The following is a 21,127-nucleotide window of genomic DNA, read 5'->3' on the forward strand; positions in this document are numbered from 1 at the left end:
GAGCCGGACGAGTCCTGCACTCGACCATGACGTGTGCACGATAATCAGGGTGTGACGGCCTGCTTACCGTTTCTTTAGCAGGCCCTAGACTCCCGTCCGTACAGATCGTCGAACAGGGCGTATCGCAGCGTGCGCGGCCTGCGCGCGACGTGCGCCACGAGGTCAGGGAGCGAGGGGCTGACGTGCCGGAACCGACCGTCGTCGCGGCGGGCTACTTCCAGTCCTACTCGGTCGTCGGACTGCTCGCCGTCGTGGGCGTGCTCTTCGTCGCCATCGCCTTCGGGGCGGGCCGACTGCTGCGGCCGGTCGTCCCCACGCCCGAGAAACTCCTGACGTACGAGTGCGGCGTCGACCCCGTCGGCGAGGGCTGGGCCCACACCCAGGTCCGCTACTACGTCTACGCGTTCCTCTACGTGATCTTCGCCGTCGACTCGATCTTCCTCTTCCCCTGGGCGACCGTCTTCGCCGCCCCCGGCTACGGCGCGGCGACGCTCGCGGAGATGTTCATCTTCCTCGGCTTCCTCGCCGTGGGCCTGCTGTACGCATACAAGAAGGGCGTCCTCACATGGACGTGACCCCCAAGACCTCGGGCCATCCCTCCGGCCATCCCTCGGGCGAGACCTCCGGCAAGATCTCTGGCGCGACCTCGGGGCAGCCGGTTCTGCTGCCGGAACCGAAGCGGCTGGGCGTGCTCTCGCGCCTCGCCCCCGAGCCCATGAAGGTCGTCCTGAACTGGGGCCGCCGCTACTCGCTCTGGGTCTTCAACTTCGGCCTCGCCTGCTGCGCGATCGAGTTCATCGCCGCGTCGATGGCCCGGCACGACTTCATCCGGCTCGGCGTGATCCCGTTCGCGCCGGGCCCGCGCCAGGCCGACCTGATGGTGGTCTCCGGCACGGTCACGGACAAGATGGCCCCGGCCGTCAAGCGCCTGTACGAGCAGATGCCCGAGCCCAAGTACGTCATCTCCTTCGGCGCGTGCTCGAACTGCGGCGGCCCCTACTGGGACTCCTACTCCGTCACCAAGGGCGTCGACCAGATCATCCCCGTCGACGTCTACGTGCCCGGCTGCCCGCCCCGGCCCGAGGCGCTGCTCCAGGGCATTCTCAAGCTTCAGGAGAAGATCGCCAGGGAGTCGCTGGGAGAGCGCTACGGCTCCTCGCACCGGCCGTCGGCGGCCGCGCTCCAGAGCGGGCTGGTGACTCCGCCGGTCGCGCCGGGCGAGGAGACCCGGGTGTCCGCGGAGACACCGGTTTCCGGGGGCAACGGGGTTTCCGGCGAGAACGGGGTTTCCGGCGGGAATCCGGTTTCCGGGGAGGGCGACAAGTGACCGGCTGGCTCCCCGCACCCGTCGAGGAACTCTTCGGCCCGGAGGCCACGGCCGAGGAGTCGTACGACGTCCTGACGGTCGACGTGCCGCCCGCTTCCTGGATCGCGGCCCTCGACACGGCCCGGACCACCCTCGGCTGCAGCTATTTCGACTGGCTGAGCGCCGTCGACGAACCCGGTACGGGCTTCCGCGTCGCGGCTCACGTGGTGGCCCTGTCCCCGGTACGCCGCCTTCTCGTCCGTACGACCGTCCCGCACGCGGCGCCCGTCCTGGCGTCGGCGGTCTCCGTGTACGCGGGCGCCGGCTGGCACGAGCGCGAGACCCACGAGATGTTCGGCGTGACCTTCGAGGGCCACCCCGGCCTCGACCCGCTCCTCCTTCCCGAGGGCTTCGAAGGCCACCCCCTCCGCAAGGACTTCGTCCTCGCCGCCCGCGTGGCCAAGGCATGGCCCGGCGCCAAGGAGCCGGGGGAGTCCGACCACGGCGGTCCGAAGCGCCGCCAGATGCTTCCGCCCGGCGTCCCCGACCCCAACGACTGGGGTCCGCTGAAGGGCCAGCTCCCGCCGGCTCCCGCCCGTCCGGCCCGAGGCGGCGCCCGCGCCGCCGCGGGTGACCGCCCGGTGCGCCGGGCGCGTACGGCGGGAGACGGTCCCGCCGGCCAGGCGCCCACCGCTGGAGCGGGGGGTAGCGGTGGCAGTGCCGATGCCGGTGCTGGGGCCGGCGTCGATGCAGTCGGTGCGGGTGCGGGTGCGGGTGCGGGTGCGGGTGCAGGTGCAGGTGCGGGTGCCGGCACGGGTGCCGCGGCATCGCCCCGTCGCGCGCGCAGCGCGAGTCAGGGTTCCGCGAGCCAGAGTCCCGCGAGCCAGAGCCCCGCGGGTCAGGCACCCGTGGGTCGAGGCTCCGCGAACGAACAGACCGCGGTTCCGGACGCCGACCGGCCGACGGCTCCGGCAGCGCCTGCCGGCCCCCGTCGCGCGCGCAGTGCGGGTCAGGGGTCGGCTTCCCAGCGGGCCGAGGGAACGGGGGAGACCCCGGCGGCGACGCCCATGAGCGCCGACGGGCCGACGGCCCCCGAGGCGCCGCCGAGGCCCACAGCGCCACGCGACTCGGACGCCCCGTGGCACCACGCCCGCCCGGCCTTCGACGAGCCGGAACCAGAACCACGGCCGCAGCCCCAGCCACGGTCGGAGCCGCCTTCCGAGGACACGGCTGAGGACACGGCTGAGGACAGGGCTGAGGGCACGCCCGAGGAAGCGCCGAAGAGCCCGACCGGGCCGCCGGCGCCGACCGAGTCGACGGAAGGTGCGCCCGAGGACACCTCGAAGAGCACGGAAGCGCTGAAGAGCCCGACCGGGCCGCCGGAGCCGACCGAGTCGACGGAAGGTGCGCCCGAGGACACCTCGAAGAGCGAGGAAGCGCCGAAGAGCCCGACCGGGCCGCCGGAGCCGACCGAGCCGACGGAAGGTGCGCCCGAGGACACCTCGAAGAGCACGGCCGAGAGCACACCGGAGTCCGAGCAGCAGCACCCTGCCGAACGTCAGCCCGCCGAACGTCAGCCCGACCCCGACGACCCCTCTGGAGGCACGCAGTGAACGACGCCCTCGACGTCGCCCTGCGACTCGTCGTCGTCTTCGTCGTCTTCCTGACGTTCCCCCTGATCGTCGGTCAGACCGAGCACAAGGTGATGGCCCACATGCAGGGCCGCCTCGGCCCGATGTACGCGGGCGGTTTCCACGGCTGGGCCCAGCTCGTCGCCGACGGTGTGAAGTTCGCGCAGAAGGAGGACATCGTCCCGGCGGGCGCGGACCGCCGTATCTTCCAGCTGGCCCCGGCCGTCGCTCTCCTCCCGTACCTCCTCGTCCTGCTCGCCATTCCCATCGGTCCCGGCGAGGGAGCCGTCGGCGAGGTCGTCGACGCGGGCGTCTTCTTCGTCCTCGCCGTGATGGGCGTGGGCGTCCTCGGCTCGCTCATGGCGGGCTGGGCCTCGGCCAACAAGTTCTCCCTCCTCGGCGGCCTGCGTACCGCCGCCCAGCTGCTCGCGTACGAACTCCCGATGCTGCTGACCGCCGCCTCCGTCGCGATGGCGGCGGGCACGGTCTCCCTCCCCGGCATCGTCGACGCGTTCCAGTGGTGGTGGCTGCCGTGGCAGATCGTCGGCGCGATCGTCTTCTTCGTGGCGGGCCTCGCCGAACTCCAGCGTCCCCCCTTCGACATGCCGGTCGCCGACTCGGAGATCATCTTCGGCGCGTACACCGAGTACACGGGCCTGCGCTTCGCGCTCTTCCTCCTCGCCGAATACGCCGGGATCGTCGTCCTGTGCGGTCTGACCACCGTTCTCTTCCTGGGCGGCTGGCACGGCCCCTGGGGCGCGGACGGCCTCGGCTGGGTCTGGACCCTGCTGAAGGCCGCGGTCCTCGCCTTCGTCGTGATCTGGCTCCGTGTCACCTATCCCCGCCTGCGCGAGGACCAGCTCCAGAAACTCTCCTGGACCCTCCTTGTCCCCCTCTCCCTCGCCCAGATCGCCCTCACCGGCATCGTCAAGGTGGTGATCTCGTAACCATGGCCCCCCTCCCCGGCTCAGGCCTGGCCAAGGGCCTGGCCGTCACCCTCCGCACGATGACGAAGAAGACCGTCACCGCGCAGTACCCGGACGTCCAGCCCGAACTGCCGCCCCGCTCCCGCGGCGTCATCGGCCTCTTCGAGGAGAACTGCACGGTCTGCATGCTGTGCGCCCGCGAGTGCCCGGACTGGTGCATCTACATCGACTCCCACAAGGAGACGGTCCCGGCCGCCGCCCCCGGTGGACGCGAGCGCAGCCGCAACGTCCTCGACCGCTTCGCCATCGACTTCTCCCTGTGCATGTACTGCGGTATCTGCATCGAGGTCTGTCCTTTCGACGCGCTGTTCTGGTCACCGGAGTTCGAGTACGCGGAGACCGACATCCACGAACTCACCCACGAGCGCGACAAGCTGCGCGAGTGGATGTGGACGGTCCCGGCCCCGCCCGCCCTCGACGCCGGCGCCGAGGAGCCGAAGGAACTGGCCGCCGCCCGCAAGACCGCCGACAAGCTCGCGGCCGAGGCCGAGAAACTCGCCGCCCAGGCGGCCGAAGCGGCCGAGGCATCGGATCCGTCCAAGCCCGCCGCACCACGGGACGGTGACGCGTGAGCCTCGCAGCAGCCACCGCGGCCACCGCAGCCACCACCCTCGCGGCGCGCGTCACGACCACCGCCGCCGGGAGCCACGGCTTCCTCTCCCCGACCGGCGTCGAGATCGCCTTCCTCCTCGTCGGCCTGGTCACCTTCGGCGCCGCGATCGTCACCGTCACCACCAAGCAGCTGGTGCACGCCGCCCTGTGGCTGGTGGTGGCGCTCGGCGGTCTCGCCGTCGAATACCTCCTGCTCACGGCCGAGTTCATCGCCTGGGTGCAGGTCCTCATCTACGTCGGTTCCGTCGTCGTCCTCCTCCTGTTCGGCCTGATGCTCACCAGGGCCCCGATCGGCCGCTCCCCGGACGCCGACTCCGGGAACCGCTGGGCGGCCCTGACGGTGGCCGTCGCCGCGGCCGCCGCCCTCGTCTGGGTCGTCGTCGACGCCTTCCGCACCACCTGGGTCGACCTGGCGGGTCCCGCCGCCGGCTCCACCGAAGTGACCGGAGCGAGCCTCTTCCAGAACTGGGTGCTCCCCTTCGAAGCGCTGTCCGTCCTCCTCCTCGCCGCCCTGGTGGGGGCGATCGTCCTCTCCCGCAAGGCGAAGTCCTCGGAGAAGGAAGAGGCCCGCTGATGCACCTCGCCTATCCCGCCGTGCTCGCCGCCCTCCTCTTCTGCACGGGCCTGTACGGAGTCCTCGCGCGCCGCAACGCGATCCTGGTCCTGATGTCCGTCGAGCTGATGCTCAACGCCGTCAACCTCAACCTCGTCGCCTTCGACGTCTGGCTCTCCAAAGCCGCCCGCGACACGCTCCACTCCGGACAGGCACTGACCCTGTTCACCATCGCCATCGCCGCCGCCGAGATCGGCATCGGCCTGGCGATCGTCCTCGCCGTCCACCGCAACCGCGGCACCTCGGACATCGACCGACTCCGCGACACGGCCGAGGGCCCCGAGACGGGCGGCCCCGACGGCGGCGGCCCGGACCGTCACGGCCCGGACAGCGACGGCCCCGACGACGGCTCCGAAGAAGCCCCCGTCCCGGCAGACGAGAAGGCCGAGGCCGCCGCGTGACCACGACCAGCCTCGCCGTCCTCGTCCCCCTCCTGCCGTTCCTCGGCGCCGTGGCCGGACTCCTCCTCGGCCGCACGGCCCCCGGCTTCGTGCGTCCCCTCGCCGTACTCCCGCCCCTCGCGTCGCTCGTCATCGCCGTCCTCGTCGCCGTGCGCCAGGGCGGCGACCAGGCCATCAGCGCCGCCGCCGAGCTGACGCCCACCGGCTCGGTCCCGATCGAGCTCGCCCTGTACATCGACGGCTTCGCCGCCCTCGTCGCCGTACTCGTCGGCGTCGTCGCCACCTGCGTGCAGATCTACTCGACCGGCTATCTGCGCGACGACCCCCGCTACCCCTCCTACGCCGCTCTCGTCTCCCTGTTCACCTCCGCGATGCTCCTAGTCGTGTACTCGGGCGACCTGATCGTGCTGCTGGTCGGCTGGGAGGTCATGGGCATCTGTTCGTACTTCCTGGTCGGCCACTACTGGGAGACCCCCGAGGCCCGCGCCGCCTCCCTCAAGGCATTCCTGGTCACCAAACTCGGCGACGTCCCCTTCCTCATCGGCCTGTTCGCCCTGGCCACCGACGCCGGGTCCTTCCGCGTCAGCACGGTCCTCGGCACCGTCGCGAGCGGCGGACTGCACCATCCGACGCTGATCGCCCTGCTGCTCCTCGCCGGTGTCGCGGGCAAGTCCGCGCAGTTCCCGCTGCACACCTGGCTGCCCGACGCCATGGCCGGCCCGACGCCCGTCTCCGCGCTGATCCACGCCGCGACGATGGTCGCCGCCGGTGTCTACTTCGTCGCCCGGCTCCTCCCCGTCTTCCAGGCATCGTCGGCCGCGATGACCGTCCTCGCCGTCATGGCCGCCGTCACGATGGCCGGCTCCGCACTCGCCGCACTCGCCCAGGACGACATCAAGCGCGTCCTCGCGTACTCCACGATCGGCCAGCTCGGCTACATGACCGGCGCCCTCGCCGTCGGCGACCGCGGTGCCGCCGTCTTCCACCTCCTCGCGCACGGCGCCTTCAAGGCGCTGCTGTTCCTCGCCGCCGGCGTGATCATCCACGCCTCCGGCACCAACTCACTCGCCGTCATGTCCCGGATGAAGGACCTGCGCACCCGCGTCCCGGACGCCTACTGGACGATGACGGTGGCACTGCTCGCACTCACCGCGATCCCGCCGTTCAGCGGCTTCTTCTCCAAGGAAGCCGTCCTCGGCGCCGCCGAACACGTCGCCACCGGCCACACCGAGCACGCCCCCGGCGCCGCGGGCTGGATCGTCCTCGTCGCCGGTCTGATCACGGCCGTGCTCACCGCGGCGTACGCCACCCGACTGTGGCTGCTGGCCTTCCGCGGGCAGGGCGCCGAAGCTCCCGACCACGGCAGGCAGCCCGTCACCATGACCGCCGTACTGTGGGTGCTCGCCGTCCCGTCCCTCGCCTTCGGCCTGCTGTACGGGCCGCTGCCCGACTGGTTCGACGGCCGCGACCTGACACCGGTACTCACCACCTCCGTCCTCGGCACGGGACTCGCCCTGGTCGGCGGACTCGTCACCTATGGCGCCTGGCGGCAGACCACCGTGCTCGCGGCCCGCGTCCCGCTGGGCGCCGTCGCCGCCCACCCCGACGCCGACGGCGGACAGGTCGAGGCCGAGGCGATCGCCGGTCACGAGCCCGCCTTCGGAGACGTGGCCTACGTGCCCGATCCCGCGGACCCGGGCCGGCTGCTGCTCGGCCCGCTGCACCGGCACGCGGCCGTCGGCTTCCACCTCGACGCCGTGTACACCGTGCTGTTCGTCCGCCCGGTCCAGGCCGCAGCCTCACTCGTCCGGTTCCTCGACCGCGAGGTCGTCGACACCTACGTCCGCGCCGCGGGCGACCTACCCCGCTGGCTCGGTGCCGCCGTACGGCGCGCGCAGACCGGCAATGTGCAGACCTATGTGAGCGCGCTGCTCGCCGGCACCGTCGTCCTGGTGGTCGCCGCCCTCCTCGTCGCCACAGGAGCGTGAGCTGGCGTGATCGATATCAGTGAATCCGTGATGCAGATCCTTCTGGCGTTCATCGTCGTCGGCCCGCTCATCGGCGCCGCCGCCGCTCTGCTGCCGGCCCCGCCCGGACTGAAGGGGAAGTCGCCCGAGCAGGCCGTGCTGCGGCACGGTGTGATCGTCACCGGCGCGGTGCTCATCGCGGCGATCGTCCTCGCGCTCGGTTTCGACCACGACCACCCGTCGAAGATGCAGGCCACGACGGACATCAGCTGGATCCCCGCACTCGACGTGCGGATCCACCTCGGCACCGACGGCATTTCCCTCCCCCTTCTGGTCCTGACCGCGCTGCTGACCTTCCTCTGCGCGCTGTACAGCTACTTCAAGATGCCCGCGGGCCCGACCCCGAAGGCATTCGTCGCACTCGTCCTCGTGCTCGAGTCCGGCACCCTCGCGACCTTCGCCGTCCTCGATCTGCTGCTGTTCTTCCTCGCGTTCGAGATGGTGCTCATCCCGATGTACTTCCTCATCGCCCGCTGGGGCGGTGCACAGCGCCAGGCGGCCGCCTGGAAGTTCATCCTCTTCACCCTGCTCGGGTCGGTCGTGATGCTGCTGGGCCTGCTCCTGATCGGAATCAAGGCGGGCACGTTCGACATGGTGGCACTCGCCACTGACAACGGCCGGTCGCTGACCACGTCCGTGCAGGTCATCGCCGTTTTGGCGATCGGGATCGGGCTTGCGGTCAAGACGCCGATGTGGCCGCTGCACAGCTGGCTGCCGGACGCGCACACCGCCGCGCCCACCGTCGGCTCGGTACTGCTGGCCGGTGTGCTGCTGAAGATGGGCACGTACGGTTTCGTCCGGATCCTGCTGCCGATCGCACCGGACGGCCTGCACACCTTCGCCCCCTACCTCGCCGCCTTCGCCGTGGTCGGGATCATCTACGGATCCCTGGCCTGTCTGGCCCTGGTCAAACAGGGTGCGAAGGGCGATCTCAAGCGGCTCATCGCCTACTCGTCCGTCGGCCACATGGGCTTCGTCCTGCTCGGCATCGCCACCATGACCCCGACCGGAGTGAACGGCGCGCTGTTCGCCAACATCGCCCACGGCCTGATCACCGGCCTGCTCTTCTTCCTCGTCGGGGCGCTGAAGGACCGTACGGGCACGACCGACCTCGACAGCCTCGCCGAGGAGACCGGAGCCGCGCTGTACGGCAAGGCCCCACGGCTCGGCGGGCTGCTCGCCTTCGGCGCCGTCGCCTCGCTCGGACTGCCGGGCCTCGCCGGGTTCTGGGGCGAGATGCTGGCGCTGTTCGGCGCGTTCAAGCCCGCCGACGACCTCAGCCGTCCGGCGTTCCTGACCTTCATGGCCATCGCCGCCTTCGGCACCCTCCTCACCGCCGCGTACATGCTCCTCGTCGTACGCCGGGTGTGCATGGGCGCGACCCCGCGGCCGGAGACCCCGAAGCTCGCCGACGTCCACAGCTACGAGTTCGCGGCCTGGACGCCGCTCGTCGTCCTCACCGTCGTCGCCGGCCTCTGGCCCAAGGCCCTCCTCGGGCTGACCGACCCGGCCGTACAGCAGCTCCTCGCAGGAGGCACCCGATGAGCTCCATGGTCCAGTCCGTCGACTGGCTCGCGATCGCGCCGCCCACCATCACCGCGGTCGTCGGACTCGTCGTGCTCGTCGCCGACCTCTTCGTGGGCGACGGCAGGAAGGCGCTCCTCGGCTGGGTCTCGGTCGCCGGACTCGCCGCCTCCGCGCTCATGCTGCTGCCCCTCCGCGGCGGCGACCGCGCCACCTTCTGCCTGACGGGCGACACCCGCCTGTGCAGCTACACGGCGGACCGCTTCACGCTCGTCATCCAGCTCCTCGTCCTCGGCGGAGCCCTCCTGGCCGCGCTCCTCTCGGTCACCGCACTGAAGGACGCCGACAAGGGACTGCCCGAGGGGGAGTACTGGTTCCTGCTGCTCTCCTCCGCCGCGGGCGCCGCCCTGCTGCCCGCCTCCCGGGACCTCGCGACCCTCATCGTCGCCCTGGAAGTCGCCTCACTGCCCGCCTTCGCGCTCGTCGGCATCAAGCACGGCGACAAGAAGTCCTCCGAAGCGGCCCTGAAGTTCTTCCTGTCCTCGGTCACCGCCACCGCCGTGAGCCTCATGGGCGTCAGCTTCGTCTACGCCACCACCGGGACCCTCTACCTCACCCGGATCGCGGACAGGATCCAGCACGTCGACGGACAGTTCCACACGCTCGCCCAGGCCGGCGTCGTCCTCACCCTCGTCGGCTTCGCCTTCAAGACGGCCGCCGTGCCCTTCCACTTCTGGGTGCCCGACACCTATGTGGGGGCGCCCCTGCCGATCGCCGCCTACCTGTCGGTCGTCGGCAAGGCGGTCGGCTTCTCCGGACTGATCCTCGTCACCGTCGTCGCCTTCCCGTCCTACGCGGACGTCTGGGGCCCGGCGCTCGCCGCGCTGGCCGCCCTCACCATGACCGTCGGCAACGTCGGCGCCCTGCGGCAGCGGGCCACCCGCGCGCAGAGCGCGGTACGGCTGCTCGCCTGGTCCTCGGTCGGCCAGGCCGGGTACCTCCTGGTGCCGATCGCGTCCGCCGCCTACTCCAAGGACGCCGAGAAGGCCATCGGCTCCACCGTCGCGTACGCCCTGATGTACGCGGCCGTGAACCTCGGCGCCTTCGCGGTGGCCGCCCTCGTCGCCCGCACAAGGCCCCTGAACCGCATCAGCGACTACCGGGGCCTGTACGCGGAGAGCCCCCTCTCGGCCCTCCTCCTCGGTTTCTTCCTGCTCTGCCTGGCAGGACTGCCACCGGGCATCATCGGGCTCTTCGCCAAGGTCACCGTCTTCTCGGCGGCCGTCGACGCGGGACTCGGCTGGCTCGCCGTGGTCATGGCCGTGAACGTCGTCATCGCGCTCTTCTACTACCTCCAATGGACGACCCTGCTCTTCCGCGCCCCCGATGGCGAGGCCGCGAGGCACCCGGCACCGGCCCCGCTGACCGCGGCGATCGCTCTGACGGCGGTCCTGGGCATCGCCCTTTCCGGGGCGCCCCAACTGATCCTGCGCTTCTCGGCGACCAGCTTGTTCTGACGCTCCCGTGGCGCCCGCGTGCGGCGGTCGTGGGGTCCACGCGCGCGGCACGCAGGAGCCTCCGACGCGTGGGATGGCGTCGGCAGTCACCCGGACGGCCGACACGCGCCGCCGTGCGCACAAGGGAACTAGTGCTCCCCGCCTGGCGTTGACCAGTACGGGAGGGTCCACTGAAGAGTGGAAGCAGAGCACATTCGACAAGCAAAGGGTTCCCCTGCCGCACCACTTGGAGGGCGTACCGTGCACCGCCGGCACAACGGGCTCAGGACCGCCGTACTCCTCGGGGGACTGTCCGCACTCATCATCGTCATCGGCAGCTTCTTCGGGCGTACCGGCCTCGTCGTCGCGCTGTTCATCGCGATCGGGACGAACGCGTACGCGTACTGGAACAGCGACAAACTGGCTCTACGCGCGATGCGCGCGCGCCCGGTGAGCGAGTTCGAGGCCCCGGCGCTGTACCGCATGGTCCGCGAGCTCTCGACCCAGGCCCGCCAGCCCATGCCGCGCCTGTACATCTCACCGACGGAGGCACCGAACGCGTTCGCGACGGGCCGCAATCCACGCAACGCGGCGGTGTGCTGTACCGAAGGAATTCTGCGCATCCTGGACGAGCGCGAGCTGCGCGGTGTCATCGGCCACGAACTCAGCCATGTCTACAACCGCGACATCCTGATCTCGTCGGTCGCGGGCGCCCTCGCCTCCGTGATCATGTTCCTGGTCAATTTCGCCTGGCTGATCCCGATCGGACGTTCGAACGACGACGAAGGCCCCGGCATTCTCGGCATGCTGCTGATCATGATCCTGGGCCCGCTCGCCGCGTCCCTCATCCAGCTCGCCATCAGCCGCTCCAGGGAGTACGAGGCGGACGCCTCCGGCGCCCAGCTCACCGGCGACCCCCTGGCCCTCGCGAGCGCCCTGCGCAAGCTCGACGCGGGCACCAAGCAACTGCCCCTGCCCCCGGAGCCGCGCATCGAGACGGCGAGTCACATGATGATCGCGAACCCCTTCCGTCCCGGGCAGGGAATGTCGAAGATGTTCTCCACGCACCCGCCCATGGCGGAGCGCATCTCCCGGCTCGAGCAGATGGCAGGTCGCCAGCGATGAAGACAATTCTGAACGTCATTTGGCTCGTCCTGAGCGGCTTCTGGCTGTTTCTCGCGTACCTCGCCGCGGGCGTGCTCCTGTGCGTCACGATCATCGGCATTCCCTTTGGCATCGCCGCCTTCCGTATCGGCGTCTACGCCCTGTGGCCCTTCGGCTATACGACGGTGGAGCGTCAGGACGCGGGCGCGCCCTCCTGCGTCGGCAACGTCCTGTGGCTGGTCCTCGCCGGCTGGTGGCTCGCCCTCGCCCACATCGTCACCGGCGTCCTGCTGTGCGTCACGATCATCGGCATCCCCTTCGGCATCGCCAACTTCAAGCTCATCCCGGTCTCGCTGCTCCCGCTGGGCCGCGAAATCGTGCGGACTGACCAGCCGTTCGCTGCACGTTAGGCCCCTCCCGGCGCGCGGCGAAGAGCGCGTCGGTGCCCGCGTCGCCCGCGAAGGCTGTCCATCCCCGTCAGAGGGTTATCCACAGGCTGCCCGAATGTCGGTGGCGCGCTGCATCATGAATCCATGACCGAAATCGAGCAGTTGCTGGCAAGGGTCGGCACGGAGGCCCACAACACCCGTCCGTGGGGCTGGCCTTCGCTCCCCGAGCCCGTGGACGCGGCGTCGGTCGTCCGTGCCGAGGCCGCCCTGGGCTTCGCGCTGCCGCCCCTGCTCGCCACGCTCTATCTGCGGATAGGGGACGGCGGATTCGGCCCGGAGTACGGTCTGCTGCCGCTGCTCGACGGCTCCCCGTCCGGTGAGCCGGCCGCCGTCCCGCAGTACCTCGCGCACCGCGAGAGCGGACGCAAGGACCCGGACTGGCCCTGGCCAGAGGGCGTCCTGCCGATATCCCACTGGGGCTGCGGGATGTACGCGTGCGTGGACTGCCGCAGCCCCCGGGCCACGGTCCTGCTGTTCGAGCCGAACGCCGACGAGGCCGACCACGCGTGGTACGTGGACGCACCCGACCTCGAGGCATGGCTGCGTATCTGGCTGGAAGGCACTGGCTGGTACGAGGAGTCCAGCGACGACGCGGACCTGTCCCCTTGGCCCGACTTCCGCACCCGCACGACGGCGGCACCGACCTCGTAGCAGTTCGCCTTGCGACGAGCGGGGCTGCACCGCTTCCCAGGTCCACCCTTTCCCAGCCCTGCCGCTCCTCCGCCCTCGAGCCACCGCGACCGACGACCGACAACCGTCGACCGACAACTGTTGATCGACAAGCAACGACCGCAACGACCGACAAGCAACGACCGACAGTCGGCGGCGGCCCGCGCCCGCGACTACTGCGAAGCCACTCTCTTCCGCACGCCGTACGCGGCCGCGCCGACCCCCAGTACGGCCGCACCCACGACCACGGAAACCCAGGGCAGGGCGAACGCCAGCGTCACGCATCCGACGAATCCCACGACCGGAACGACCCGCGCCACCGGAGTCGGCCTCAGCGTCCAGGCGGCCGCGTTGGCCACCGCGTAGTACGCCAGCACACCGAAGGAGGAGAACCCGATCGCACCCCGGACGTCCACCGTCGCGGCCAGCGCCGCCACCACCGCGCCCACGGCCAGCTCCGCCCGGTGCGGCACGTGGAAGCGGGGATGCACGGCGGCCAGGGCACCCGGCAGATGACGGTCGCGGGCCATGGCCAGCGTCGTCCGTGACACACCCAGGATCAGAGCGAGGAGGGAACCCAGCGCCGCGACGGCCGCACCAATCCGCACCACCGGCACGAGACCCGGCACACCGGCCGCCCGTACCGCGTCGGCGAGGGGCGCCGGAGCCTGCCCGAGCCCGTGCGGACCCAGCACAGAAAGGACCGAAACCGCGACCGCCGCGTACACCACCAGCGTGATGCCCAGTGCCGTAGGGATCGCGCGGGGAATGGTGCGTGCGGGATCCCGAACCTCCTCCCCGAGCGTGGCGATCCGCGCGTACCCCGCGAAGGCGAAGAACAGCAGCCCTGCCGCCTGGAGCACGCCGCCCACGCCGTCGGAGACCCCGACCTCCAGCCGTCCGGCGTCGGAGGCGCCCGAGCCGAGACATACGACCACCACGGAAGCGAGGACCGCGAGGACCACCGCCACGATCGCCCGCGTCAGCCAGGCGGACTTCTGCACGCCGCCGTAGTTCACCGCGGTGAGGGCCACCACGGCCGCGACCGCCACCGCGTGCGCCTGCTCCGGCCAGACGTACGCGCCGACGGTGAGCGCCATCGCCGCGCAGGAGGCCGTCTTCCCGACGACGAACGACCAGCCCGCCAGATACCCCCAGAAGGCTCCGAGCCGCTCGCGCCCGTACACATAGGTGCCGCCGGAGGCGGGATACAGGGCGGCCAGCCGCGCCGAGGACATCGCGTTGCAGTAAGCGACCACGGCGGCGACCGCGAGCCCGAGAAGCAGCCCCGAACCGGCCGCCCTCGCCGCGGGGCCGAGCGCCGCGAAGATCCCCGCTCCGACCATCGCGCCGAGGCCGACGACCACGGCGTCCACCGTGCCCAGCGTGCGCCGCAGAGAAGAACCGGAGTGTGTCATGTGCCGCACCCTATTGATCGTTGCAACCACCCGGTGCCGACCAGGCGTCCTCCCCGGCAACGCGCCACGAACACCGGTATCCACCACCGACTGCTCGAAGTGAAAGGCATGGACACGGCCAGGCCGGAGCAGGAGGACAGCACAGGCACAGCGCGGAGAGGCAGGTTCAGGGCATGAGCATCATCAGCTGGATCATTCTGGGACTGTTGGCCGGAGCCATCGCCAAATTCCTGCTGCCGGGTCGTGACCCGGGCGGTTTCATCGGCACGACCCTCATCGGGGTCACGGGGGCATTCCTGGGCGGCTGGATATCCGCGCGCTGGTTGGACCACCCGGTCAGCAAACACTTCTACGACGGTGCCACGTGGGCGGCGGCGATCGGCGGCTCGCTCGTCCTGCTGATCCTCTACCGCATCCTGTTCGGCGACTCGCGCCGCTGACCGCGCGTCCCTGGGACCGCGGCCGGCAGACGCGAAGGGTGGGCACTCCGGGCGCCCACCCTTCCTCGTACACGCGGTCGCACGCGCCGCACGCGCAACGGACCGACGACTACCGGTAGTTCACGTACTGCAGTGCGAAGTCGAAGTCCTTGCCCTTGAGCAGGGCCTGGACGGCCTGCAGGTCGTCACGGCTCTTCGAGCTGACGCGCAGCTCCTCGCCCTGCACCTGAGCCTTCACGCCCTTCGGGCCCTCATCACGGATGATCTTTGCCACCTTCTTCGCGTTCTCCTGGGAGATGCCCTCCTCGATCGACGCGAAGATCTTGTACTCCTTGCCGGAGAGCTGCGGCTCACCGGCGTCCAGCGACTTCAGCGAGATGCCGCGCTTGATCAGCTTGGTCTGGAACACGTCGAGGATGGCCTTCACCCGCTCCTCGGAGTTCGCCTCCATGAGGATCTTCTCGCCGGACCAGGAGATGGCGGCACCGACGTTCTTGAAGTCGTAGCGCTGCGAGATCTCCTTGGCGGTCTGGTTGAGGGCGTTGTCGACCTCCTGCCGCTCGACCTTCGAGACGATGTCGAAACTGGAGTCGGCCATGTCCTGTGGCTCCTTGTATCGGGGTGCGTAGGGGCGGCGGTCGAGCCCGGCGTAGGCCCCCGGCCGCATCCGCATAAGCCTAGTCACCCGCTCCCCTTCGAGCGCAGATCAATCGGGTGGCGGAGCACCCCTGGGCATCAGGTATCGTTTACGTCGTTGCCAGAGAGCACCGCCGAAAAGCGGTCTCAGGGCAGCGACCCCGGCGGTGTGCCCGAGCGGCCAAAGGGAGCAGACTGTAAATCTGCCGGCTTCGCCTTCCCAGGTTCGAATCCTGGCGCCGCCACATGAAGGTAAACCCCCTCTGATTTGCTTTGAAGCAGATCAGAGGGGGTTTCTTCGTTGTCGGGCCCGTGTGCTCGCGGCGGCTGCTGTCCCTACGGCCGGGTGTCGCGAGGGCACACTGATCTCATGTCGTCGCGTCGCAGGAACTGCCCCGAGTGCCGCCGGGAGATCGCCGTTGTCGCCGGACGGTTCGCCCGTCACGATCCGCCGGGCGCGCGGGGCAACGGGGAACTGGTCTCGTGTCCCGGCTCGCGCAGGCAGGCGCAGTTGGGGGCCGCACAGCCGGCACTGGACGGTTACGTCGTCGCGGAGTTCCCCGGTCAGCTCCCGCTGTTCTGAACGGTTCGGTTCCGGCCACGCGCCGCAGACAGCCTGGCGGCGACCTGGGACACAGGGACGTCGGAACACCGGGAGCCCGGGAGCCCGGGACATCGGAACACCGGGAGCCCGGGACAGGCGACCAGTTCCCCGTTCCGGTTCCGCGTCCCGGATCCCTGTCCCCTTTCCGCGGCCCGGATGGGCGTACGCGGTCAGTTCCCAGCCACTGACTTGACCGACACCGAGACGGGCGTCGAACCGCTGATCAGCTCCAAGGTCAGCCCGGCCGTGGCCGGTGTGTCCACCAGCTCCGCGAGGACGGCCGCGACGTCGTCGCGCGGAACCGTGCCGCGGCCGGTCGAGGCCTCCAGGCGTACGAGGCCCGTTCCGGCGTCGTCGATCAGGCCGCCGGGACGCACGATCGTCCACTCCAGGGCCGTACGGCCGCGCACGTACTCGTCGGCCTCGCCCTTGGCGCGCAGGTACGCGTCGAACACCTCGTCGCCCCGATGGGACGCGTCCGCGCCCATGGAGGACACGACCACGTAGCGCCGCACGCCCGCCTGCTCCGCCGCGTCCGCGAACAGGACCGCGGCGCCGCGGTCCACCGTGTCCTTGCGGGCCGTGCCGCTGCCCGGCCCCGCGCCCGCCGCGAAGACGGCCGCGTCCGCACCCCGCAGATGTGCCGCGACCTCCTCCACCGAGGCCGACTCCAGATCGCACAGAACCGGTTCCGCACCGGCCGCCCGCAGATCGTCGCCCTGCTCGGCGCGGCGGATGATCCCCGCGACCTCGTCACCGCGTGCGGCGAGCAGGCGCTCCAGCCGCAGCGCGATCTGACCATGACCTCCAGCGATGACAATGCGCATGTTTCCGACCGTACGCCCGGACGCACGCGTTCGCCGCATGACCTGTGGACAACTCACCGGTCACGAGAGTGATCTTGCGAACGGGTGATCGGACACGAGAAGGGCGGGCCTTTTCCGCTTCTCGCCTCTCGCTTCTCGCGCCCCGTGTCCCGATTCCCAACGCACGTTCAGCGGAACGCTTCTGAGGGTCCGAAAGATCGAGAGTCGCTCAAGAGGGATCCCCGTAGCCCTGCCGTGGCAGGTCCAGGCCCACCACCGAGTCGCAGTACTCACGCACAGCGCTGGTCCGCGCCACCACGCGCCCCCGGTGCACCACGATCCGGCTGTACGCGAGCGACAGCGCTCCCGCGAGCCCGTCCCCGCGCACCGCGAGCAACTCGGCCGGGAATCCCGCCTCCACGCGCACCTCGGGCAGCCCGAGCGCGCATCGCGCCCCGGAACTCACGGCGTCGTAGGCGTCCTCGGGGCGCAGCCCGTACCGCGAGGCCAGCAGGTACGCCGTGTCCAGGGGGTCCCCGCGGCCCACCGGGTTCGCCACGTCCCGCAGTGCGCCGCCGCCCGCCACGACCCGTACTCCGGCAGCCCGCAACAGCCGTACCGGGGCCGTCCCGCGACGCTCCGAAGCCCCGCAGCCGCCCTGCGGCAGGCACACCACGGTGACGCCCGCTGCGGCGAGTTGGTCGGCCGCCAGGGCGGCCGCCCCGGCGTGCAGCCGGCCGAGCCCGGCGCACGGGCTCAGCGTCACCCCGGACCGCAGCCCGCCCGCCATCGCCGCGAGCCGTCCGAGCCGGGCGGCGTCGGTGGCGTCCGTGTGCAGGTCGACCGGGCAGCCGTACTCGGAGGCGAGTTCGAGGACCGCCTCCACGTACCCCGTCGGATCGGGGTCGGCATCCGGGCAGCCGCCCACCACCGAGGCGCCCATCTTCACGGCGTCCCGCAGCATCGCGAGACCGTCGGCCCCGGCGATCCCGCTGAGTACGCGCGGCATCGCCACCACCGACAGTTCGGTGAGCCCTCGCAGCGCCCGCCGTGCCTGGAGCACCGCGTCCAGTGCGCCGAGCCCCTGTACGTCGCCGACGCGCACGTGCGAGCGCAGTGCCGTCGCCCCGTGCGCGAGCTGCAGCAACGCGGCCTCGGTGGCCCGGCGCTGGACCTCGTGCGGGTCGTACGAGACCGGGCCGTCGCCCTCGGCCGTCAGGGCCGTGTCGCCGTGTGCGTGGGGTTCGGCGGGGGCCGGCAGGAGCAGATGGCCGTCGAGGTCCACCTTCGGGGTCCGTGCTCCGGAGGACTCCGTCGCCAGGCTGCCCGCGGTGCCGACCGCCTCGATGCGCCCGCCGCCGAGCCGCACGTCCACGGTCCGGCCGTCGGTGAGCCGCGCTCCGCACAGCAACAGGGTGGCGGTGTCGGTCCGCCCGCAGGGGGAGGACGAGGAGTGGGGCGGCTGCGACTGACTGTCGGGCATCGCGCTCCTGGGGCTCGGGGGCGACTGCGGGGAGTCGGTTGCGGAGAGTGCTGTCGCGGACGGTTCAGTGACGGAGGGTAGGCGGTCAAGATCACGCAGTGTGGGTCGAGCCTAGGGTGGCGACCCGCTCTCGTCGGGGAGGAGCGCAATAGTCGTACCGGTGTGGTCCCTCGCTCGGGAGAGGGCCCCGGACCTGGGGATGCGTCGTGACGCGGGGGGCGTGAGATCCGTGTGTCGCGGGTGTGGCGCACCGTCCGCGAGGGGCGTGAGGAACGGGTGGGAGACGGGCCGCCGAGCGGTCGGGAAGCGGCCGGGAACAGGCCGGGGCGGGTGCCGCGAAACGGATTTGGGCGATCGGCGGGCGAGCGTGTAATGTCTTCATCGCTCGCCCCAATAGCTCAGTCGGTAGAGCGTCTCCATGGTAAGGAGAAGGTCTACGGTTCGATTCCGTATTGGGGCTCTGGTGTGGGAGGTCCCCGTCGCGAGACGGGGTCCGATCGCATCACAGCGGTGTAGCTCAGTCGGTAGAGCAAGCGGCTCATAATCGCTGTGTCACCGGTTCAAGTCCGGTCACCGCTACAGACAGTAGCCGATTGTGGGGTCGGTCCTTCGATCGGCTACTCTTCTATGCGTTAAACGTCTTAATGTCCCATCCGTTCGTCAAGGAGCACTCCTGTGGCTGCCACCGACGTCCGCCCGAAGATCACGCTGGCCTGCGTGGAGTGCAAGGAGCGGAACTACATCACCAAGAAGAACCGGCGTAACAACCCGGACCGACTGGAGATGAAGAAGCACTGCCCGCGTTGCAACGCGCACACCGCGCACCGCGAAACGCGATAATTTCAGGCTCGTACACGAGGCCGTCCCCAGTAACGGGGGCGGCCTCGCGTCGTTCAACGGTCGGATGCCGGGCGTGTCGAACGCCCGGCATCGGCCGCCGGCCAGTTCCGCGTGCCGTAGCGACGGCGCCGGACACCGGCCGGGATCCGCTGCACCGCGGCAGACGCCGCACCGGCTGAAGACCAGGAGGTTCCGGGCCCATGGCGCTCGACCAGTCCTTCGTGGGGCGGTCCTACCCGCCCACCGAGCCCTATGAGGTGGGCCGGGAGAAGATCCGCGAATTCGCGGAAGCCGTGGGGGACACCAACCCGGTGTACACGGACCCGGAAGCCGCCAAGGCGCTCGGGCACGCCGATGTGATCGCCCCCCCGACCTTCGTGTTCGCCATCACCTTCAAGGCCGCGGGGCAGGTCGTCGAGGACCCCCAGCTGGGTCTCGACTACAGCCGCGTGGTGCACGGTGACCAGAAGTTCGCCTACACCCGCCCGGTGCGCGCGGGCGACCGGCTCACGGTCACCTCGACCATCGAGGCGATCAAGTCCATGGCCGGCAACGACATCCTGGACATCCGGGGTGAGGTCCACGACGAGACGGGCGAGCACGTGGTGACGGCCATCACCAAACTCGTGGCGCGGGCGGAGGGCTGATCATGGCGGCGAAGATTACCTACGGTGACGTCGAGGTCGGTACGGAGCTGCCGCCCCAGACCTTCTCCGTGACTCGCGCCACACTCGTGCGGTACGCGGGCGCGTCCGGGGACTTCAACCCGATCCACTGGAACGAGAAGTTCGCGGTCGAGGTCGGTCTCCCCGACGTCATCGCGCACGGCATGTTCACCATGGCCGAGGCGATCCGCGTCGTCACCGACTGGGTCGGCGACCCGGGCGCGGTGGTCGAGTACGGCGTGCGGTTCACCAAGCCCGTCGTCGTGCCGAACGACGACAAGGGGGCGACCGTCGAGGTCAGCGCCAAGGTCGGGGCCAAGCTGGACGACAACACCGTCCGCGTCGACCTCACCGCCATGAGCGCGGGCCAGAAGGTCCTGGGCATGTCGCGAGCGGTCGTACGACTGGCCTGACGGCGGGTCGGGCGACCGGTTCGGTTCCGGCGGCGGCTCGTATGTCCGGGCCGACCGGCGACCGGCACCGGCGACGTGACCGTCGACCGGCAGTCAGCAACCGGCGACTAACGACCGGTGACTTGCGACCGGCATCCGGCAGCCGCCATCCGGCAGCGGTAAGGGGCGTCCGTCCCTAGCGGACGCCCCTTACCCGTCCTCACCGGCACGCCTCACCATGCGACTCGCGGCCCCACGGCTCTCAGTCCGCGGCCCCCACCGCTCGGCTCGCGGCCCCCACCGCTCGGCTCACGGCGCGCCCCGCTCACTTCGCTGCGCGCCCCGCACGCGTCACACCGGGCCCCACGAGCCCCACGGGACACGTTCCGCCCCATTCCCAGAACCCTCTTGACGTAGTTAGTGATTGAGTACTAACTTTCTCGCATGGTCAGGATGAGCGCAGAGGACAGGCGCGAAAGCGTCATCCGCGCGGCGATCAGCGAGTTCGCCCGCGGCGGCTACTACGGCACCTCCACCGAGGCGATCGCCAAGCGTGTGGGCGTCTCGCAGCCGTACCTCTTCCGGCTCTTCCCGGGCAAGAAGGCGATCTTCCTCGCGGCGGCCGAACGCTGTCTCGAGGACATCCGCCGCACCTTCGAGGATGCCTCCGAGGGGCTGGAGGGCGAGGAGGCCCTGCACTCCATGGCGACCGCGTACACGCGGGTCATCGCGGAGCATCCGGAGCGGCTGCTCATGCAGATGCAGACGTACACCGCGGTGGCGGCCGCCGAGGAGGCGGGCGACCGGGAGTTCGGCGAGGCGGTGCGGGGCGGCTGGACGCGGCTGTGGGACACGGTTCATCTGCCGCTCGGGGCCGACGTGGGTGAGACGACGAACTTCCTGGCGTACGGGATGCTCATCAACTGCTTCGTGGCCATGGGGTTTCCGGCCGGCCACCGGGTCTGGGAAGGGATCTATCCGGAGGCGCGAGTGGCCGGACGCGCCGGGGCTTCGGGCGGATAGAC

Annotated in this window: 23 protein-coding genes and 3 tRNA genes; 22 read left to right on the forward strand and 4 right to left on the reverse strand. The window is 70.6% G+C overall.

What is annotated here, in order from left to right; all coding sequences use genetic code 11:
- The first annotated feature begins 149 nt into the window (after nt 1–149).
- From ACFVTC_RS31060 to ACFVTC_RS31120, 13 genes are all read left to right on the forward strand, one after another.
- The gene (locus tag ACFVTC_RS31060) at nt 150–575 is read left to right on the forward strand and encodes an NADH-quinone oxidoreductase subunit A (RefSeq protein WP_390131801.1); all 426 of its coding nucleotides are present in this window, start codon (nt 150–152) and stop codon (nt 573–575) included.
- Complete coding sequence (locus ACFVTC_RS31065; RefSeq protein WP_390131802.1) at nt 566–1,327, forward strand: NADH-quinone oxidoreductase subunit B; 762 nt, start codon at nt 566–568, stop codon at nt 1,325–1,327. Before ACFVTC_RS31060 ends, ACFVTC_RS31065 begins: the two co-directional genes overlap by 10 nt.
- The gene (locus tag ACFVTC_RS31070; RefSeq protein ID WP_390131803.1) at nt 1,324–2,919 is read left to right on the forward strand and encodes an NADH-quinone oxidoreductase subunit C; all 1,596 of its coding nucleotides are present in this window, start codon (nt 1,324–1,326) and stop codon (nt 2,917–2,919) included. Before ACFVTC_RS31065 ends, ACFVTC_RS31070 begins: the two co-directional genes overlap by 4 nt.
- Nucleotides 2,916–3,884 (forward strand): NADH-quinone oxidoreductase subunit H, encoded by a 969-nt coding sequence (locus ACFVTC_RS31075; RefSeq protein WP_390131804.1) that lies wholly within the window; start codon nt 2,916–2,918, stop codon nt 3,882–3,884. The genes ACFVTC_RS31070 and ACFVTC_RS31075 overlap by 4 nt, the downstream gene beginning before the upstream one ends.
- 2 nt (nt 3,885–3,886) lie before the next feature.
- Nucleotides 3,887–4,495 carry a NuoI/complex I 23 kDa subunit family protein gene (locus ACFVTC_RS31080; RefSeq protein WP_390131805.1) on the forward strand — a complete coding sequence of 203 codons (609 nt, stop codon included), beginning with the start codon at nt 3,887–3,889 and terminating at the stop codon, nt 4,493–4,495.
- The gene (locus ACFVTC_RS31085) at nt 4,492–5,109 is read left to right on the forward strand and encodes an NADH-quinone oxidoreductase subunit J (protein WP_390131806.1); all 618 of its coding nucleotides are present in this window, start codon (nt 4,492–4,494) and stop codon (nt 5,107–5,109) included. Before ACFVTC_RS31080 ends, ACFVTC_RS31085 begins: the two co-directional genes overlap by 4 nt.
- Nucleotides 5,109–5,549, forward strand: a complete 441-nt coding sequence (gene nuoK / locus ACFVTC_RS31090) for an NADH-quinone oxidoreductase subunit NuoK (protein ID WP_390131807.1) — start codon at nt 5,109–5,111, stop codon at nt 5,547–5,549. Before ACFVTC_RS31085 ends, nuoK begins: the two co-directional genes overlap by 1 nt.
- A complete protein-coding gene (locus ACFVTC_RS31095) occupies nt 5,546–7,537 on the forward strand; it encodes an NADH-quinone oxidoreductase subunit L (protein WP_390131808.1) in 1,992 nt (663 codons plus the stop codon). Before nuoK ends, ACFVTC_RS31095 begins: the two co-directional genes overlap by 4 nt.
- A 6-nt stretch (nt 7,538–7,543) precedes the next feature.
- Nucleotides 7,544–9,121 (forward strand): NADH-quinone oxidoreductase subunit M, encoded by a 1,578-nt coding sequence (locus ACFVTC_RS31100; RefSeq protein ID WP_390131809.1) that lies wholly within the window; start codon nt 7,544–7,546, stop codon nt 9,119–9,121.
- Nucleotides 9,118–10,617 carry an NADH-quinone oxidoreductase subunit N gene (locus ACFVTC_RS31105; RefSeq protein WP_390131810.1) on the forward strand — a complete coding sequence of 500 codons (1,500 nt, stop codon included), beginning with the start codon at nt 9,118–9,120 and terminating at the stop codon, nt 10,615–10,617. Before ACFVTC_RS31100 ends, ACFVTC_RS31105 begins: the two co-directional genes overlap by 4 nt.
- A gap of 240 nt (nt 10,618–10,857) precedes the next feature.
- Nucleotides 10,858–11,721, forward strand: a complete 864-nt coding sequence (gene htpX, locus ACFVTC_RS31110) for a zinc metalloprotease HtpX (RefSeq protein WP_168529590.1) — start codon at nt 10,858–10,860, stop codon at nt 11,719–11,721.
- Nucleotides 11,718–12,110 carry a YccF domain-containing protein gene (locus ACFVTC_RS31115; protein WP_390131811.1) on the forward strand — a complete coding sequence of 131 codons (393 nt, stop codon included), beginning with the start codon at nt 11,718–11,720 and terminating at the stop codon, nt 12,108–12,110. The genes htpX and ACFVTC_RS31115 overlap by 4 nt, the downstream gene beginning before the upstream one ends.
- Before the next feature lie 123 nt (nt 12,111–12,233).
- Nucleotides 12,234–12,800, forward strand: a complete 567-nt coding sequence (locus tag ACFVTC_RS31120; RefSeq protein WP_390131812.1) for an SMI1/KNR4 family protein — start codon at nt 12,234–12,236, stop codon at nt 12,798–12,800.
- Nucleotides 12,801–12,991: 191 nt separating this feature from the next.
- On the opposite strand, the gene ACFVTC_RS31125 is transcribed toward ACFVTC_RS31120, so the two are convergent.
- Entirely contained in the window at nt 12,992–14,236 is a 1,245-nt protein-coding gene (locus ACFVTC_RS31125; RefSeq protein ID WP_390131813.1) for an APC family permease, read from the reverse strand.
- A gap of 173 nt (nt 14,237–14,409) precedes the next feature.
- On the opposite strand from ACFVTC_RS31125, the gene ACFVTC_RS31130 reads away from it, so the two are divergent.
- Complete coding sequence (locus tag ACFVTC_RS31130) at nt 14,410–14,676, forward strand: GlsB/YeaQ/YmgE family stress response membrane protein (protein WP_153289150.1); 267 nt, start codon at nt 14,410–14,412, stop codon at nt 14,674–14,676.
- A gap of 109 nt (nt 14,677–14,785) precedes the next feature.
- On the opposite strand, the gene ACFVTC_RS31135 is transcribed toward ACFVTC_RS31130, so the two are convergent.
- Nucleotides 14,786–15,274: a YajQ family cyclic di-GMP-binding protein gene (locus tag ACFVTC_RS31135; RefSeq protein ID WP_153289149.1), complete on the reverse strand. Its 489-nt coding sequence runs from the start codon at nt 15,272–15,274 to the stop codon at nt 14,786–14,788.
- A 201-nt stretch (nt 15,275–15,475) separates the two neighbouring features.
- Between ACFVTC_RS31135 and ACFVTC_RS31140 the strand changes: the two genes are divergently transcribed.
- Nucleotides 15,476–15,557, forward strand: a tRNA-Tyr gene (locus ACFVTC_RS31140).
- A gap of 125 nt (nt 15,558–15,682) precedes the next feature.
- A complete protein-coding gene (locus tag ACFVTC_RS31145; RefSeq protein ID WP_168529599.1) occupies nt 15,683–15,895 on the forward strand; it encodes a hypothetical protein in 213 nt (70 codons plus the stop codon).
- Nucleotides 15,896–16,086: 191 nt separating this feature from the next.
- On the opposite strand, the gene ACFVTC_RS31150 is transcribed toward ACFVTC_RS31145, so the two are convergent.
- Nucleotides 16,087–16,782 carry an SDR family oxidoreductase gene (locus ACFVTC_RS31150; RefSeq protein WP_390131814.1) on the reverse strand — a complete coding sequence of 232 codons (696 nt, stop codon included), beginning with the start codon at nt 16,780–16,782 and terminating at the stop codon, nt 16,087–16,089.
- Between the two features lie 169 nt (nt 16,783–16,951).
- Nucleotides 16,952–18,205, reverse strand: a complete 1,254-nt coding sequence (locus ACFVTC_RS31155; protein ID WP_390131815.1) for an amidohydrolase family protein — start codon at nt 18,203–18,205, stop codon at nt 16,952–16,954.
- Between the two features lie 387 nt (nt 18,206–18,592).
- On the opposite strand from ACFVTC_RS31155, the gene ACFVTC_RS31160 reads away from it, so the two are divergent.
- From ACFVTC_RS31160 to ACFVTC_RS31185, 6 genes are all read left to right on the forward strand, one after another.
- Nucleotides 18,593–18,665: transfer RNA gene (locus tag ACFVTC_RS31160), tRNA-Thr, on the forward strand.
- Nucleotides 18,666–18,711: 46 nt separating this feature from the next.
- Nucleotides 18,712–18,784 (forward strand) — tRNA-Met (locus ACFVTC_RS31165).
- A 96-nt stretch (nt 18,785–18,880) separates the two neighbouring features.
- Nucleotides 18,881–19,045, forward strand: a complete 165-nt coding sequence (rpmG, locus tag ACFVTC_RS31170; RefSeq protein ID WP_003948671.1) for a 50S ribosomal protein L33 — start codon at nt 18,881–18,883, stop codon at nt 19,043–19,045.
- A gap of 200 nt (nt 19,046–19,245) precedes the next feature.
- A complete protein-coding gene (locus ACFVTC_RS31175) occupies nt 19,246–19,692 on the forward strand; it encodes a MaoC family dehydratase N-terminal domain-containing protein (protein ID WP_168529603.1) in 447 nt (148 codons plus the stop codon).
- 2 nt (nt 19,693–19,694) lie between these two features.
- Nucleotides 19,695–20,123, forward strand: coding sequence for a MaoC family dehydratase (locus ACFVTC_RS31180; protein ID WP_390131816.1), 429 nt, complete (start codon nt 19,695–19,697; stop codon nt 20,121–20,123).
- 423 nt (nt 20,124–20,546) lie between these two features.
- Nucleotides 20,547–21,125, forward strand: a complete 579-nt coding sequence (locus ACFVTC_RS31185; RefSeq protein WP_390131817.1) for a TetR/AcrR family transcriptional regulator — start codon at nt 20,547–20,549, stop codon at nt 21,123–21,125.
- The last annotated feature ends 2 nt before the right edge of the window (nt 21,126–21,127 follow it).

Source organism: Streptomyces sp. NPDC057950 (genome assembly GCF_042887295.1).
Taxonomy (GTDB): Bacteria; Actinomycetota; Actinomycetes; order Streptomycetales; family Streptomycetaceae; genus Streptomyces; species Streptomyces kaempferi.

Coding starts and splice junctions, on each gene's coding strand:
- ACFVTC_RS31065 (WP_390131802.1), top strand. CDS start 566: ATGGACGTGACCCCCAAGACCTCGGGCCATCCCTCCGGCCATCCCTCG.
- ACFVTC_RS31080 (WP_390131805.1), top strand. CDS start 3,887: ATGGCCCCCCTCCCCGGCTCAGGCCTGGCCAAGGGCCTGGCCGTCACC.
- nuoK (WP_390131807.1), top strand. CDS start 5,109: ATGCACCTCGCCTATCCCGCCGTGCTCGCCGCCCTCCTCTTCTGCACG.
- ACFVTC_RS31105 (WP_390131810.1), top strand. CDS start 9,118: ATGAGCTCCATGGTCCAGTCCGTCGACTGGCTCGCGATCGCGCCGCCC.
- ACFVTC_RS31115 (WP_390131811.1), top strand. CDS start 11,718: ATGAAGACAATTCTGAACGTCATTTGGCTCGTCCTGAGCGGCTTCTGG.
- ACFVTC_RS31120 (WP_390131812.1), top strand. CDS start 12,234: ATGACCGAAATCGAGCAGTTGCTGGCAAGGGTCGGCACGGAGGCCCAC.
- ACFVTC_RS31125 (WP_390131813.1), bottom strand. CDS start 14,236: ATGACACACTCCGGTTCTTCTCTGCGGCGCACGCTGGGCACGGTGGAC.
- ACFVTC_RS31130 (WP_153289150.1), top strand. CDS start 14,410: ATGAGCATCATCAGCTGGATCATTCTGGGACTGTTGGCCGGAGCCATC.
- ACFVTC_RS31135 (WP_153289149.1), bottom strand. CDS start 15,274: ATGGCCGACTCCAGTTTCGACATCGTCTCGAAGGTCGAGCGGCAGGAG.
- ACFVTC_RS31145 (WP_168529599.1), top strand. CDS start 15,683: ATGTCGTCGCGTCGCAGGAACTGCCCCGAGTGCCGCCGGGAGATCGCC.
- ACFVTC_RS31150 (WP_390131814.1), bottom strand. CDS start 16,782: ATGCGGCGAACGCGTGCGTCCGGGCGTACGGTCGGAAACATGCGCATT.
- ACFVTC_RS31155 (WP_390131815.1), bottom strand. CDS start 18,205: ATGCCCGACAGTCAGTCGCAGCCGCCCCACTCCTCGTCCTCCCCCTGC.
- ACFVTC_RS31175 (WP_168529603.1), top strand. CDS start 19,246: ATGGCGCTCGACCAGTCCTTCGTGGGGCGGTCCTACCCGCCCACCGAG.
- ACFVTC_RS31180 (WP_390131816.1), top strand. CDS start 19,695: ATGGCGGCGAAGATTACCTACGGTGACGTCGAGGTCGGTACGGAGCTG.
- ACFVTC_RS31185 (WP_390131817.1), top strand. CDS start 20,547: ATGGTCAGGATGAGCGCAGAGGACAGGCGCGAAAGCGTCATCCGCGCG.